Genomic DNA, 14,681 nt, shown 5'->3' on the forward strand with positions numbered 1-14,681 from the left:
ACGCCAACAGCGGTGCCCCGAGGGGGTTTTCCCCGTCTCAGCGGGCGGGCGGGATGGAGACCGCCATCGTCATCTCCACCGTCTCCTGTCCGTCGTTGCGGTACGCGTGCGGGACGTTGGACTCGAAGACCGCGGACGTCCCCGCCGGCACCCGGTGGCCGGTCCCGTCGACCACCAGCGTGAGCTCCCCCGCCGTGACCTGCAGCAGTTCGGTGGTGCCGTCCGGGTGGGGGTCGGAGGTGTGGGCGTCGCCCGGCATGAGCGTCCATGACCACAGCTCCAGCGGTCCGCGCGCCTCGGCGCCGACGAGGAGGGTGGTGTGGCTGCCCTTGTCCGTGGACCACATGCGCACCGCCTGCTCCTCCGGCACGAGCCGGACGTGGGCGCCCTGCTCGTAGTCGAGCAGTGTGGTGATGGAGACGCCGAGCGCGTCGGCCAGCTTCACGGTGGTGCCGACGCTCGGGTTCGTACGGGCCTGCTCGATCTGGATGATCATGCCGCGGCTCACCCCTGCCCGCGCGGCCAGCGCGTCCAGCGTGAAGCCCCGCTCCCCGCGCCAGCGCTTGAGGTTGCGGGCGAGCGACTGGGTGAGCTGATCGAGGTCCGACACATTCCGTCCAATATTCTGGATGACAGCGTTCAACAGACTGCACTACGGTGTGGTGCACTCACTGTTCACCGCACTGTACTGCGAGGAAGCCATTCGGTCGTCGCCGGCGCCGTCATCATCCTCGGCGCCGTCGCCGTCGCCGTCGCGACCGGCGCTGGAGCGAGGCCGGCCCGCGGCTCCGGTACGCGGTCACGGCGGGCGCCGTGGGGCCCGCGGCGATGCTCGCCTTCCACAAGGCGCTGCGCCGGGCCCGACGGGCGTGGTCTGCCGGCTCGGCTCCCTCGGTGTGGTCGCGGGCGGGCCCTGCCCGAGGACGGCGGAATCCGGGTGATCACGGGCTCCCTGCCGGCCCTCGCCTCCGCGGGGCCGGCGGACGTCGCCGCCAACGGCAGGTACGCGATCGCCGCGCAGAGCGGTCCGGTCACCGTGGCCGCCGTACTGGCCGGCCTCCACCCGGTGGTGACGGCGCTCGCCGCGCGGGGCGTGCTCAAGGAGCGGCTCCGCGCGGTGCGGGCGGCCGGAGCGGGGCCGGCGCCGGTCGGCACCGTCCTGCCGGCCGCCGGGTGCTCGGCCCTTTCAGCCCTTCCCCGGTTCGAGCGCGGCGAGAGTCTCCGGTTCCAGCTCCGCGAGCGCCAGCAGTTGTTCCGGTGTGACGCCCTCCGGAATGGGCCGGGGCGTGGGCGTACGCAGCGGCGGCTGCCAGCCCGTCTCGGCGTCCCAGCGGCGTACGACACGGGCCGGCGCCCCGGCCACCACCGCGTGGTCGGGCACCTCTCCCCGTACGACGGCGCCCGCGGCGACCACCACATTGCGGCCGAGCCGGGCGCCGGGCAGGATCACCGCACCCGTGCCGAGCCAGCTGCCGGGGCCGATCTCCACCGGCTGGGTGCGCGGCCACTGCCGCCCGACCGGCTCGTGGGGATCGTCGTAACTGTGGTTGGTCGAGGTGATGTAGACGTACGGGCCGCAGAACGTGTCCGCTCCGATGGTCACCGCGGCGTCGGCGATGACATGGCTGCCGCGCCCCAGGACCACGCCGTTGCCGAGGGTGAGGACCGGCTCGGGGCCCAGGTCCAGGCCGGGCATCATCCCGGCGGTGAGCGTCACCTGCTCGGCGATGATGCAGTGGTCGCCGACCTCGATCCAGGCCTCGCCGAAGACGGTGCCCTGCGGGAAGGCGAGCCGGGTGCCGGCGCCGAGTCTGCGGAACCGCAGCCGCCCGGGCCGCTCGGCGGTGACGGCGCCCGTCTCCTGCACCCAGCGCCAGCCGCCGTGCACGGCGCGCGTGAGGACCCGCCGCCGCCAGGCGGCCAGCGAGGAGAACGTGTTTCTGTTCTTCGGCACCCGCACACGGTAATCGGCCAGGTCATGGCGGACCGGCGCACGGGCCTGTGATGTTCGCCCCACCGTCACCGCCGCCAGGGCCGTGGCTTACGGTTCCCCTGGCGCGACCACCAGCACATGGGCAGCGAGGGAGCAGGCGATGGCCGAGCGGGCGTTGATCACCGGCGTGGGCGGCAAGGAACCGAGGGTCGACCCGGAGGCGTTCGCCGCACCGACCGCCGTGGTGGTCGGTGACGTGACGATGGCCCCGGGGTCGAGCGTCTGGTACCACGCCGTGCTGCGCGCCGACTGCGGCCCGATCGTCCTCGGCGCCGACAGCAACATCCAGGACAACTGCACGGTCCACGTCGACCCGGGCTTCCCCGTCACGGTCGGCGCGCGTGTGTCGGTCGGTCACAACGCGGTGCTGCACGGCTGCACGGTCGAGGACGACGTACTCGTCGGCATGGGCGCCACCGTCCTCAACGGCGCCCACATCGGCGCCGGTTCGCTGATCGCGGCCCAGGCGCTCGTGCCGCAGGGGATGCGGGTCCCGCCCGGCTCGCTGGTCGCGGGCGTGCCCGCGAAGGTCAAGCGGGAGCTGACCGACGAGGAGCGGGAGGGCATCAGGCTGAACGCCGCGATGTACCTGGAGCTCGCCGAGGGACACCGCGAGGCCCACGAGTCCTGACGCGCTCCGGCCCGGCCTCGCCCCCGGAGGCCGGGGTGCCCGCGCCTCAACGCCGACGGGGCTGGGTTCAGCCCGTCCGGCCTTTGAGGACACGACCGAAGGCCGTACGGGGTCCGGGGCGAAGCCCCGGTTCGGGAAGGGGCGGGTAGGGGAAGGCCCCCGCGCAGCGGACCACGCGCGGCAGGCCGCCGCGCGGGATCAGTCGGCCGCCGCCGGCACCGGTTCCCGGCCCGCGGCCGGCGAGTCGGGCACCGCCACCGCAGTTGCCGCCACCGCCGCCTCCACGCCCGCCGCCGCCTTCTTGGCCCGGCTCTTCAGGACGAGCAGGGAGGACAGGCCCACCAGCACCGCCAGGACGAGGCCCAGCCACGAGAACCGCTTCAGCCACGCCTCGGCGACGATCCCGACCGAGTAGATGACGGCGGTGGTGCCGCCCGCCCAGAGGATCCCGCCGAAGACGTTGGCGATGGCGAACTTCCAGTACGGCATGCGCAGCACACCCGCGAGGGGGCCGGCGAAGATCCGCAGCAGCGCCACGAACCGGCCGAAGAAGACGGCCCACATGCCCCACTTCTCGAAGGACCGCTCCGCCATGGCGATATTGGCTTCGCCGAAGTGCTTGGGGAACTTCCGCCCCAGCCGGGCGAGCAGGGGACGCCCGCCCTTGCGGCCGATGGCGTAGCCGATCGAGTCGCCGATGATCGCGCCCGCGGTCGCGCAGGCCCCCAGGACGTACGGGTTGATGTCCCCGTGCTGGGACGCGAGGAGCGCGGAACTGACGAGGACGATCTCGCCGGGCAGCGGGATGCCGAGGCTCTCCAGCCCGATCACCACCCCCACCAGGAGGTAGATGGCGACCGGTGGAACCGTCTCGAGCCACTCCTGGACGTGCAACGCCGGCTCCTCCGAAAAATCGACTTGTGTGCCGCGTGCCGTGACGGCGCGGGCTGCCCGGGCGTGCGCGGCGACGGCGCGCACGCCCGGGCAGCCTACCTCGTCACAGTGGGAGCACCCTCGCCCGCGCGGTGAGCCGGAGGTCCCGGGCGGAGGTCCCCAGCCGTACCGTGCGGGTCCCCGTTCCGAGGACCCAGGCGTGCCGCGCCGGATCCCAGGAGGACAGGGTGCGGGCGGCGATGGGGATGGTGACGCGGCGCATCCGGCCGGGCGCCAGCTCCAGGCGCCGGTAGCCCGCCAGTACGTGCGGCGCCTGCTCCAGCGCGAGGTCCGGGGAAGGGCCGACGTACAGCTGGGGGACGGTGACTCCGGTGCGCCGCCCGGTGTTGCGTACGGTGAAGCTGGCCGTGAGGCCGCCGCCGCGCGCGGGCGTCACCACGAGCCCGGTGTACGCGAACGTGGTGTAGGACAGGCCGTGCCCGAACGGGAACAGCGGCTGCACGCCCTCCGCGTCGTACCAGCGGTAGCCGACGTTGATCCCTTCCGAATACTCCTGGACGCCGCCGGTGCCGGGGTAGCGGCGCGGGTCGCCGGCCGTCGGGTGGCGGGAGTCGGAGACGGGGAAGGTCTGGGTGAGCCGGCCGCCGGGGTCGGCGTCGCCGAACAGCACGGCGGCGGTCGCGGCGGCGCCCTCCTGCCCCGGGTAGTACATCTGCAGGACGGCCCCGGCCCGCTCCAGCCACGGCATGGTGACGGCGGACGACGTGTTGAGGACGACGGTGGTACGGGGGTTGGCGGCGGTGACCGCGTCGATCAGCGCCTCCTGATTGCCCGGCAGCGCGAGGGTGGCACGGTCGCGGCCCTCGACGGCGTCCTCGTACGCGAACAGCACCACGCCGTCCGCGGCGCGGGCGGCGCGTACGGCTTCGGCGACGTCCACCGCGCGCGTGGCGCCCGTGATGTGGCGCAGCCGGAAGACCTGCCCCTTGGTGCCGCCTTTCGCGGCCACGCGCAGGGGGTGGCGGCCGGCGGGGAGGGAGAGGGTCGTGCGGCGGACCTTGAGGCCGTCGGGGGCGGTGGCGGCGAGTCCGAAGCCGTCGAAGAGTTCGTCCAGGGGGTCCCGTACGGGGAAGAGTTCCGTGCCGTCCAGGTGCACCTCGGGCCGCTCGCCGCTGTAGTGGACCAGGAAGGTCCACTCGTCGGCCTCGCCCACGGTCAGCGTGCCGTCGTACGTCCAGGTGTCGCCGGCGGGCACGGTGCCGCCCTCGAACCCGGCGCCGTGGGACGTGCCCGGGAGCGGCTTGCCGTACAGGTCCTCGCCGAGGGCGTACGTGACCCGGGCACCGCTTCCCGCCCGGGCGGTGATCTCGTCGAGCGGGGCGGTGGCCCGGTCGGGGACGACGTGGGCGCTGCCGCCTCCGCCCACGAGGGGCCGCGCGCCGGTCGGGCCGATGACGGCGAGGGAGCGGGCGGCGGGGCCGGTGAGCGGCAGGGTGGCGTGCTCGTTGCGCAGCAGTGTGGCGCCCGCGACGGCGACCCGGTACGCGAGCCGGGCGCCGGCCTGCGCGTCGCGGACGGGGCGCGCGGGCGCGGTGCCGTCGAGGTGCCCGAAGCGGTCCATGAGGACGAGGACGCGGCGTACGGCGCGGTCGACGGTGGCCTCGGGCACGGTGCCGTCCCGTACGGCGCGCCGCAGCGGCTCGCCGAACCAGCGGCCGGACGGCATCTCCATGTCGAGGCCCGCGGTGAGGGCGGGGGCGGTGCTGTGGGTGGCGTCCCAGTCGCTCATGACCCAGCCGTCGAAGCCCCACCGCTCGCGCAGCACGCCGGTGAGGAGGGCGGGGTTCTCACAGGCGTGGACGCCGTCGACCTTGTTGAACGCGCCCATCACCGCTCCGGCGCCCGCCGCGACGGCGGCCTCGAAGGCGCGCAGTTCCGTTTCGTACAGGGCCTGTTCGCCGACCCGTACGTCGATGGTGGTGCGGTCCGTCTCCTGGTTGTTGAGGGCGAAGTGCTTGACCGTGGCGATCAGTCCCTCGCCCTGGATGCCGCGGATCTCCTCGGCGGCGAGGTCGGCGGAGAGGAGCGGGTCCTCGGCGAAGGTCTCGAAGTTCCGCCCGGCGTACGGGGTGCGGATCAGGTTGACCATCGGTGACAGCTGGACGTCCTGACCGAGCGCCCGGCCTTCGTGGCCGATGACCCGGCCGTACTCACGGGCCAGCGCGGGGTCGAAGCTGCTCGCCAGCATCACGGGCGCGGGCAGGGCGGTGGCGCGGGCCGTTCGGAGCCGTACGCCGGCGGGGCCGTCGGCCAGCCGCAGCGGGGGGATGCGCAGGCGCGGTACGCCGGGGACGTACCCGGCCTGGCCGAGGCCGCGGGGGTCCTTGGCACCGTGCAGGAGGGAGAGCTTCTCGTCGAGGGTGAGCCGCGCGAGGAGCTCGTCGACGCGGCTGTGGCCGGGCGCGGCCTTGGCCGGGGGGAGACCGGTTCCGGTGGCGGCCGCGGCGGCGACGGCTCCGGTGAACAGGCGGAGGGTGGTTCTCCGCGAGAGGGGTTCGGACTCTTCTGACATAAGCGCACTATGCGTGAGAATTCACCTGGCGCGGTGTCAGACCGCGGGGGCGCGCCGCCGAACGGACCGCCGGCCGGCGTGCCGCCCCGCAGCGCCGGCCGGCAACGGGGCCGCCCCCGTACCCGAGGGAGGGGTGCGGGGGCGGCCTCACGCGCGCGTGCCGGGTGTCACGCGTGGGGGCGCAGGGTCCAGACGATGGTCATCTCGCCCGTGACCGCGCCGTCCTCGCGCGTGATGGCGACGTGCACCGGGAACTCGGGGCGCTGCCCGGCGTCCAGTTCCGCGACGACCTCCGCCTTGGTGCGGCCCAGCGTCGCGGTGGCGGTGACGACCCCCATCGCGAGCTTCTTGTAGCCGATCTCGGCCTTGACGGCGAGCGGCACGGCTCGCTCCATCTGGTCGCCGAAGGCGCCGATGACGATGGCGCCGCTGGCGGACTCGCCCAGCGTGAACATGGCGCCCGCGTGCGGGCCGCCGACGTGGTTGTGGAAGTCACCCTGGTCGGGCAGGCGGAGCACGGCGCGCTCGGCGGTCGCTTCCACGACCTCCAGGTTCAGGGTCTTGGCCATGGGAACGGTGGCCAGCAGCATCTCGCCGATGTTCGGCAGGGTCTCGGACATGCCCCGAAGTTACCAGGCAGTAGCAAGGACGGGAACCCACCGCCACAGGGGCGGGCGTGGCACCCGGCACCCCGCACCTCTATGGTTACTCGCCATGTGGCCAGGACAGCAGCCGCCCGGGGGCGAGCAGAACCCGCAGGACCAGAACCCGAACCCGTACCAGCAGCCGGGGTACCCGCAGCAGCCCAACCCGTACCAGCAGCCGACCGCGCCGCAGTACGCCGTGCCCGGCCACCCGCCGCAGCCCCAGCAGCAGCCCGGTTACGCGCAGCCCGCCCATCCCCAGCAGCCGGGTTACCCGCAGCCCAACCCGTACCAGCAGCCGACCGTGCCGCAGTACGCCGTGCCCGGCCACCCGCCCGGTTCGCCCATGCCCCCGCGGGGCGGTGGCGGGAAGAAGACCACCGTCATCGCGATCGCCGCCGCCACGGCGGTCGTCGTGGCCGCCGGCGTCACCGGTTTCCTCGTCCTGAAGGACGACGGCACGAAGACGAAGGCCGGTGGGGACGACAAGCCCTCGCAGAGCGCGTCCACCGAGTCCAGCCCCAGCGCGATCGACAACCCGCGCGACGGCTCCGACGCCGCCAAGCCCACGATCCCCGGGTGGAAGGTCGTCTCCAACCCCAAGCACGGCACCCTCTTCGACGTCCCGGCGGACTGGGAGGTCGCCGGCCCGGGCACCATCATGGGCCTCGAGGACGAGAAGAAGGGCGACGGTTCCCCGCTCGTCACCATGTCGTCACCGGCGTATCTGAAGGACGAGTGGTGCGCCGACGACGTCGACAAGGACGGCCGCGACGAGACCTGGAGTCTGAGCACCGCCGGCACCAAGGGCGGCCAGGGCGCCAAGAACACCCAGGAGCTGGCCCGCAACGAGGCCGCCTGGTGGGTGTACGGCGGCTACGCGCAGGACGAGTCCAAGAGCGCGGTCAAGCCCTCCGACGGCAAGCCCTACACCACCAAGTCCGGGCTCTCCGGGCACGTTTCGACGGCCACCGCGCGCAACTCCAAGGCGAGCGGCAAGTGCGACACGGACGGCAAGGCCCTGGCGTTCTCCTTCAAGAACGCCAGGGGTGACTTCGCCACCTTCGTCCTGTACGGCGCCGCGGGCGTCAAGGACCAGCTGCCGGACGCGACCGTCCAGCGGATCCTCAGCACGGTGCGACTGGCCGAACCCGCCTCCTAGGTCGTGGCACGGCTCCGCGCGGAGCGGTTTCACGCCACAACGGTTTTGCGCAGGGGCGCGGCGGTGGGCATAGTCCCGGGGTGACCATTCCCGCCGCCGCGCCCCGACCCGGGCCCCGTCGTGCCCGCCGGACCCGCCGCCCGGAGTGGGCGGGCCGCAACTACACCCTGCTGACCGCCGCCGCGGTCGTCACCGGCCTGGGGATGCACGGCGCCCTCATCGCGGCGGCGTTCGCCGTGCTGGAGTCCGGCGGCGACGGCGGCGACGTCGGCCTGGTGACGGCCGCCCGCACGCTGCCGCTCGTCCTCTTCCTCCTCGTCGGCGGGGCGATCGCCGACCGGCTGCCCCGCCACCGCGTGATGGTGGCCGCGAACGCCCTCAACTTCGTCTCCCAGGGGCTGTTCGCCGTCCTCGTCCTGACGGGCGACGCGCGGCTGTGGCAGATGATGCTGCTGTCCGCGCTCGGCGGCACCGGTCAGGCGTTCTTCAGCCCGGCCGCCGAGGGCATGCTGATGTCCAGCGTCAGTGGCGAGCAGGCCAGCCGCGCGTTCGCGCTCTTCCGCATGGCGATGAACGGCGCGAGCATCGGCGGCGCCGCGCTCGGCGGGGCCCTGGTCGCCGCCGTGGGACCCGGCTGGGTCCTCGCGATCGACGCCGCGGCGTTCGCGGTGGCGGGCGCGCTGCGGGCCTTCCTCGACGTCGGCCACATACCCCCGCGGCAGCCCGGGGGCGGGCTGCTGAAGGACCTGCGCGAGGGCTGGTCGGAGTTCGTGAGCCGGCCCTGGCTCTGGTCGATCGTCGCGCAGTTCTCGGTCGTCGTGGCGGTGATCGGCGCGGCCGAGTCGGTGTACGGGCCGCTGGTCGCCAGGGACGAGCTGGGCGGAGCGCGGCCCTGGGGTCTGGCGCTCGCCGCGTTCGGCGTCGGCACGCTGGGCGGGGCGGTGCTGATGATGCGCTGGAAGCCGCGCCGGATGCTGCTGGTCGGCACGGTGTGCGTCTTCCCTCTGGCGTTGCCGTCGGCGGCGCTGGCGGTGCCGCTGCCGGTGGCGGGTCTGGCGGCGGTGATGTTCGTCAGCGGTGTGACCCTGGAGGTCTTCGGGGTGGCGTGGATGACGGCGCTGCACCAGGAGATCCCGGAGGAGAAGCTGTCGCGGGTCTCGGCGTACGACTGGTTCGGCTCCACCGCGATGCTGCCGCTGTCGACGGCGCTGGCCGGTCCCGTGGAGGGATGGGTCGGCCGTTCGCAGGCGCTGTGGGGGTGCTCGGCGCTGATCGTGGTGGTGACCGCGCTGGTGCTGCTGGTGCCGGACGTACGGAACCTGACCCGGCGTACGAAGGAGGTCACCGGCCGCACCCCGGCGGCCGCGGAGCCGTCAGCCGATGCCGAAGGCGCCGTCGGGCGGCCGGGGTGACGCGACCGCGTCCTCGTCCCGTACCGGCCGAGCGTCGCCGATGAGCCGGGCCAGTGACGCACCGTGCTCCACGCGCGCGGGGAACGCGTCGGCGGCCGTACGGCGGGCCAGCCGCGCCGTGTCGATCTCCCGGTGCGAGGCGACCAGCACCGCGTTGCCGAACCGCCGGCCGCGCAGCACCGCGGGCTCCGCGATCAGCGCGAGCTCCTCGAAGACGGTGGCGAAGGTGGCGAGCTGGGAGCGGAGGAAGGTGAAGGGCGCGCCGTCCGCGAGGTTCGCGAGGTAGGTCCCGTCCGGGCGCAGGACCCGCTCGGCGGCGCGCGCGTACCCGACCGACGTCAGGTGGGCGGGTACCCGTGAGCCGCCGAAGACGTCCGCGATCAGCACGTCCGCCGACCGCTCGGGCGCCGCTTCGAGCCAGGCCCGGGCGTCCGCCGCGTGCACGGTGATCCCCGACCCCCCGGGCAGCGGCAGGTGCTCGTCGACCAGGGCGATCAGCCCCCGGTCCGCCTCCACCACGTCCTGCCGCGCGCCGGGCAGGGTCAGGGCGATGCGGCGGGGCAGGGTGAGGGCCCCGCCGCCGAGGTGCAGGACGCGCGGTGCCCCGCCCTCGGGCACCGCGCAGTCCACGGCGTGCGCGAGGCGGCGCGCGTACTCGAACTCCAGGTGTGCCGGGTCGTCGAGGTCGACGTAGGACTGCGGCGCACCGTCGATCGTGAGCAGCCAGGCGCGCTCCCGGTCCACGTCGGGCATGAGCTTGGCGGTGCCCTGGTCGACGTCGCGGAGCACGGGCAGGGCGGAGGGCGGCTCGTTCACCGCCCCATTGTGCCCCTGTGGCCGTACGCCGCTGGAGGCCGGTCCGGCGCGCAGCCACGTGCCCGCCTCCGCCGGGACGCCGCCCCGGCGGAGGCGGATACCCGGCTCACTCCACCTCGGTCACCGTCCCGGCGCCCACGGTGCGACCGCCCTCGCGGATCGCGAAGCCGAGCCCCGGCTCCAGCGGTACGTCGCGGCCCAGCTCGACGGTCATGGTGACCGTCTCACCGGGGCGCGCGACGGCCGTCCCACCGAGGTCCACGTCCCCGACGACGTCCGCGGTGCGGATGTAGAACTGCGGCCGGTAGCCCGTGGAGACCGGCGTGGTCCGGCCGCCCTCGCGCGCCGACAGGACGTACACCTGCGCCGTGAAGCGGCGGCTCGGTACGACGCTGCCGGGCGCGGCCACGACGTGGCCCCGGCGGACGGCGTCGCGTGGGACGCCGCGGAGCAGCAGCGCCACGTTGTCACCGGCCTGGGCGGACTCCATCGGCTTGCCGAACGTCTCGAGTCCGGTGACGACCGTTTCCACGTCGGCCCCGAGCACCTCGACCCGGTCACCGACCCGTACCGTGCCGCGCTCGACGGCGCCGGTGACCACCGTGCCGCGGCCGGTGATGGTCAGGACGTTCTCGACGGGCATCAGGAACGGGGCGTCCACGTACCGCTCGGGCATGGGCACATACGTGTCCACGGCGTCCAGCAACGCCTCGATGGCGCCGGTCCAGCGCGGGTCGCCCTCCAGGGCCTTGAGCCCCGACACCCGTACGACCGGGACGGAGTCGCCGCCGTACCCGTGGGCGGTGAGCAGCTCGCGCACCTCCAGCTCCACGAGGTCGGCCAGCACGGTGTCCTCGCCGTCGTCGACGGCGTCGGCCTTGTTGAGCGCGACGACGATGTGGTCGACGCCGACCTGCCGGGCGAGCAGCACGTGCTCGGCGGTCTGCGGCATGATCCCGTCGAGCGCGGAGACGACGAGGATCGCCCCGTCGAGCTGGGCGGCGCCGGTGACCATGTTCTTGACGTAGTCGGCGTGGCCGGGCATGTCGACGTGCGCGTAGTGCCGGGTGTCCGTCTCGTACTCGACGTGCGCGATGTTGATGGTGATGCCGCGCTGCGCCTCCTCCGGCGCCCGGTCGATCCGGTCGAAGGAGACGTAGGACGTGCCGCTGCCGGCACGCGCGCTGAGGACCTTGGTGATCGCGGCGGTCAGGGTGGTCTTGCCGTGGTCGACGTGACCCATGGTGCCGATGTTGAGGTGCGGCTTGGTGCGCACATATGCCGTCTTGGGCATGGCTGGTGTGGTTCCTTCCCGGAACGTGAAGTGCGACGGGACCCCTGGGCCTTGCCGACCCTCCCCCTGTGGGGTCCACCGGACTGTCCGGGAAGGGTCAGCTTCGGGCGCCGCCGAGATCGGCCGGGAAGTTTGCAGCGGCAGCCTTCGGCGCGTCCGCGACTGCGGACGGCGCTGCGAGGAAGGCGTACCGGAACATGCCGCTGATCATGGCTCAGGGGCGGACGGGCGTCGAATGGTTTTTCCGCGGGCGCCGGTCCCCGGTGCGGGGGCGCGGGGTCGTCCCGGCGCGGCTTCCGGGGCTCCCCCGGCCCTCCCGGGAGTGCCGTCCGCCCGGTCCCGCCCCCGGGGACCGTCCCCGGCGACCGGGCGTCGGCGACCGGGCGTCCGCGACCGGGCGTCCGCGACCGGACGTCGGCGACCGGACGTCGGCGACCGGGCGGGGTGAGGCCCGCGTTACGGCGATCATTCGCCTTTGTCGGTTAGTCTCCCCGGATGCTCGACCCCGTCACGCGGCCCCGGGCCACCCCCTCCACCCTCGCCATCCGCTGCTCCCGCGCGCTCATGTCGCCCTGGTCACGGCTGTCGCTGCTCCTCGCGATGCTCGCCTCCGCGGCGGCGGCGGTCGTGCTGTACGAACCCCAGCGGCTGCTCTCGGCCGGCTGGCCGCCGCAGATCAGCGGCGCGGGCTCGGTGGTGCTGTTCGCCCTCGCGTACGGGCTGTGCACGGCCGCCTTCGTGCCGCGGCCCCTCCTGAACCTGGCGGCGGGTGCCCTCTTCGGCTCGCAGGCCGGGCTCGTCGCGGCGGTCGCGGGAACGGTTCTGGGGGCGGGCATCGCCTTCACGCTGGGCCGCCTACTGGGCCAGGACGCGTTGCGTCCGCTGGTGCGAGGACGCTGGCTCAAGGCGGCGGACGGGCAGCTGAGCCGGCACGGGTTCCGCTCGATGCTGGCGATCCGGCTCTTCCCGGGGGTGCCGTTCGCCGCGGCGAACTACTGCGCGGCGGTCTCCCGGATGGGGTACGCGCCGTTCCTGCTCGCCACGGCCATCGGCTCGATCCCGAACACCGCCGCGTACGTGGTCGCGGGCAGCGAGGCCGCGTCGCCGACGTCGCCCGCGTTCCTGTTCGCGATGGGGTTCATCGTGCTGACCGGGCTGGCCGCGGCGGTCGTCGCCTGGTGCAAGCGGCACCGCCTGCGCGCCCGCTGACCCGCCCGCGAACCGTCCATTCACCTTGGGACGGTACGCTGCGCACCGACCGGGCGCCGATCAATCTTGACCGCGTTGATCGCTGCTGCCGCCATGACCGCACGAGCACCTTCGGGACGGCCCTAGCCCCATGAATTGGTTCGAATCGTTCATCCTCGGACTCGTCCAGGGGCTGACGGAGTTCCTCCCCATCTCCTCCAGCGCCCATCTGCGCCTCACCGCCGCCTTCGCGGGCTGGTCCGACCCGGGTGCCGCCTTCACCGCGATCACCCAGATCGGTACGGAGGCGGCCGTGCTGATCTACTTCCGGAAGGACATCGCGCGGATCGTGTCCGCGTGGTTCCGCTCACTGACGGACAAGTCGATGCGCGGGGACCACGACGCCCGGATGGGCTGGCTCGTCATCGTCGGATCCATCCCGATCGGCGTGCTGGGCGTCACCCTCAAGGACCACATCGAGGGCCCCTTCCGCGACCTGCGCCTGATCGCGACGACGCTGATCGTGATGGGCATCGTGCTCGGCATCGCGGACCGTCTGGCGGCCCGCGTCGAGGAGGGCGGCAAGCACCGCGCCGCGCCGGAGCGGAAGACGCTGCGGGACCTGGGTGTGAGGGACGGCCTGATCTTCGGCCTGTGCCAGGCGATGGCGCTGATCCCCGGCGTGTCCCGTTCGGGTGCGACGATCAGCGGTGGCCTGCTGATGAGCTACACGCGGGAGGCGGCGGCCCGCTATTCGTTCCTGCTGGCCATCCCGGCGGTACTGGCCTCCGGCCTGTTCGAACTGAAGGACGCGAGCGAGAGCGGGCATGTGGCGTGGGGGCCGACGATCTTCGCGACGGTCATCGCCTTCGGCGTCGGATACGCGGTCATCGCCTGGTTCATGAAGTTCATCACCACCAAGAGCTTCATGCCGTTCGTGATCTACCGGGTCCTGCTGGGCATCGTGCTGTTCGTCCTGGTCGCCCTGGGCGTGCTCAGCCCGCACGCGGGCGAGTCGGCCGCCTGACACTTGCCGCGGCGCCCTGTCCCGGTGACCGGGCGGGCGCGAGCGAGGGCCGCCGGCCGGGGGGGGTGACCGGCGGCCCCGGGCCCGGGTCCTCCGGCCCGAACACGCGAGAGAAGCGTCCCGCGTCCGGCCGCACGCGCGCGAGGGCGCGCGCCGCATATATGCGCGTAGTCCGTTCGCACCCCGTGTGAACGGGCGGGAATGCGTGGGTCGCGACGCGAGAAGCCGGTGGGCCACAGGTGTGCGATCACGCGGCGCCCGGCGCACCCTGGTGCCATGGACCGGCAGGCACCCATCGTCGTGCACCGCCCCTCCCCCGGCGGTGGGCGGCGCGTCACCATACGCGGACGGATCGTCGGGCTGGCCCACAACGACGCGGACCTCTTGGAGTTCCTGCGGCGCGCCGGGCTCGACGAGACCGACCTCTCGCTCGACGATCCGCACCTGGTGGAGTGGCGCGGCGGACGCGCGCACCACTGGGAGGCCGCGTGAGCGGGCCGCCCCGCACCGGCGACCGCGCGCCACGGAGTGTGCAGGGCTCTTGGCCTGCGGCCCCGCCTGCTCGACACTGATCGAATGACGCAGCGCGTGGATCTCGCGACCGTGATGGACCGGCTGACCATCGATGAGCTGATCACCGGTTACGCGGTGGCCGTGGACGACGCGGACTGGACGGCGTACCGGGAGCTGTTCACCGGCGACGGGCGCGTCGACCACCGGGGCGCGGGCGGTATCGCCGGCGCGGCGGGCGAGGTGGCCGACTGGCTGGCGGAAACGTCACACCGGTCCCCGGTGCGCCAGCACCTCATCGCCAACCGGCAGGTGCGGATCGAGGATCTGGGTGGCTACCCGGGCGACAGCGCCGAGGTGCTGGCCGACTACCTCCATGCCGCGCGGCTGGAGTCCGGTGACGACGTCCTCGCGGGCGGGCGGTACACCTTCGCGCTGTCCCGCACGGAGGGCGGATGGCGGCTGCGGTCGGTGGTGGCGCTCGAGAAGTGGCGACGCGCCACCGGCGTACCGTCGACGGGCTGACGTCTCCCGCACA

The 14,681-nt window shown here is 73.6% G+C and carries 14 protein-coding genes and 1 pseudogene; 8 read left to right on the forward strand and 7 right to left on the reverse strand.

Features of this window, described 5'->3' with window-relative positions; translation table 11 throughout:
* Positions 1-37: 37 nt before the first annotated feature.
* On the reverse strand, positions 38-610 hold the full coding sequence (locus ABZZ38_RS19675) for an XRE family transcriptional regulator (RefSeq protein ID WP_356741393.1): 573 nt from the start codon (positions 608-610) through the stop codon (positions 38-40).
* Positions 611-718: 108 nt separating this feature from the next.
* Between ABZZ38_RS19675 and ABZZ38_RS19680 the strand changes: the two are divergent.
* Positions 719-1,174: pseudogene (locus tag ABZZ38_RS19680) on the forward strand (hypothetical protein); the annotation flags it as partial.
* Between the two features lie 12 nt (positions 1,175-1,186).
* Here ABZZ38_RS19680 and ABZZ38_RS19685 read toward each other — a convergent pair.
* A complete protein-coding gene (locus tag ABZZ38_RS19685) occupies positions 1,187-1,954 on the reverse strand; it encodes an acyltransferase (RefSeq protein WP_356741395.1) in 768 nt (255 codons plus the stop codon).
* Between the two features lie 139 nt (positions 1,955-2,093).
* On the opposite strand from ABZZ38_RS19685, the gene ABZZ38_RS19690 reads away from it, so the two are divergent.
* Entirely contained in the window at positions 2,094-2,624 is a 531-nt protein-coding gene (locus tag ABZZ38_RS19690; RefSeq protein ID WP_356741397.1) for a gamma carbonic anhydrase family protein, read from the forward strand.
* Between the two features lie 198 nt (positions 2,625-2,822).
* Here the strand turns inward: ABZZ38_RS19690 and ABZZ38_RS19695 are convergent, their stop codons facing one another.
* From ABZZ38_RS19695 to ABZZ38_RS19705, 3 genes are all read right to left on the reverse strand, one after another.
* Complete coding sequence (locus ABZZ38_RS19695) at positions 2,823-3,518, reverse strand: DedA family protein (protein ID WP_356741399.1); 696 nt, start codon at positions 3,516-3,518, stop codon at positions 2,823-2,825.
* A gap of 103 nt (positions 3,519-3,621) precedes the next feature.
* Positions 3,622-6,090: a glycoside hydrolase family 3 C-terminal domain-containing protein gene (locus tag ABZZ38_RS19700; RefSeq protein ID WP_356741401.1), complete on the reverse strand. Its 2,469-nt coding sequence runs from the start codon at positions 6,088-6,090 to the stop codon at positions 3,622-3,624.
* A gap of 167 nt (positions 6,091-6,257) precedes the next feature.
* The gene (locus ABZZ38_RS19705) at positions 6,258-6,710 is read right to left on the reverse strand and encodes a DUF4442 domain-containing protein (RefSeq protein ID WP_356741403.1); all 453 of its coding nucleotides are present in this window, start codon (positions 6,708-6,710) and stop codon (positions 6,258-6,260) included.
* A gap of 94 nt (positions 6,711-6,804) precedes the next feature.
* On the opposite strand from ABZZ38_RS19705, the gene ABZZ38_RS19710 reads away from it, so the two are divergent.
* The gene (locus ABZZ38_RS19710; protein ID WP_356741406.1) at positions 6,805-7,896 is read left to right on the forward strand and encodes a hypothetical protein; all 1,092 of its coding nucleotides are present in this window, start codon (positions 6,805-6,807) and stop codon (positions 7,894-7,896) included.
* A gap of 86 nt (positions 7,897-7,982) precedes the next feature.
* Positions 7,983-9,308: an MFS transporter gene (locus tag ABZZ38_RS19715; RefSeq protein ID WP_356741527.1), complete on the forward strand. Its 1,326-nt coding sequence runs from the start codon at positions 7,983-7,985 to the stop codon at positions 9,306-9,308.
* On the opposite strand, the gene ABZZ38_RS19720 is transcribed toward ABZZ38_RS19715, so the two are convergent.
* Both ABZZ38_RS19720 and tuf read right to left on the reverse strand, forming a co-directional pair.
* Positions 9,270-10,124 carry a fused MFS/spermidine synthase gene (locus ABZZ38_RS19720; RefSeq protein ID WP_356741408.1) on the reverse strand — a complete coding sequence of 285 codons (855 nt, stop codon included), beginning with the start codon at positions 10,122-10,124 and terminating at the stop codon, positions 9,270-9,272. The two genes, ABZZ38_RS19715 and ABZZ38_RS19720, sit on opposite strands and share 39 nt — an antisense overlap.
* Before the next feature lie 106 nt (positions 10,125-10,230).
* Positions 10,231-11,418 (reverse strand): elongation factor Tu, encoded by a 1,188-nt coding sequence (gene tuf / locus ABZZ38_RS19725; RefSeq protein WP_356741410.1) that lies wholly within the window; start codon positions 11,416-11,418, stop codon positions 10,231-10,233.
* A 495-nt stretch (positions 11,419-11,913) separates the two neighbouring features.
* Between tuf and ABZZ38_RS19730 the strand changes: the two genes are divergently transcribed.
* The 4 genes from ABZZ38_RS19730 (at position 11,914) to ABZZ38_RS19745 (ending at position 14,668) form a co-directional block, all read left to right on the forward strand.
* Positions 11,914-12,627 (forward strand): TVP38/TMEM64 family protein, encoded by a 714-nt coding sequence (locus ABZZ38_RS19730; protein ID WP_356741414.1) that lies wholly within the window; start codon positions 11,914-11,916, stop codon positions 12,625-12,627.
* Positions 12,628-12,757: 130 nt separating this feature from the next.
* Entirely contained in the window at positions 12,758-13,633 is an 876-nt protein-coding gene (locus tag ABZZ38_RS19735; RefSeq protein WP_356741418.1) for an undecaprenyl-diphosphate phosphatase, read from the forward strand.
* Positions 13,634-13,909: 276 nt separating this feature from the next.
* Positions 13,910-14,125 (forward strand): hypothetical protein, encoded by a 216-nt coding sequence (locus ABZZ38_RS19740; RefSeq protein WP_356741422.1) that lies wholly within the window; start codon positions 13,910-13,912, stop codon positions 14,123-14,125.
* An 84-nt stretch (positions 14,126-14,209) separates the two neighbouring features.
* Positions 14,210-14,668, forward strand: a complete 459-nt coding sequence (locus ABZZ38_RS19745; protein ID WP_356741425.1) for a nuclear transport factor 2 family protein — start codon at positions 14,210-14,212, stop codon at positions 14,666-14,668.
* The last annotated feature ends 13 nt before the right edge of the window (positions 14,669-14,681 follow it).

This window comes from Streptomyces sp. NPDC006368 (genome assembly GCF_040612535.1).
GTDB lineage: Bacteria > Actinomycetota > Actinomycetes > Streptomycetales > Streptomycetaceae > Streptomyces.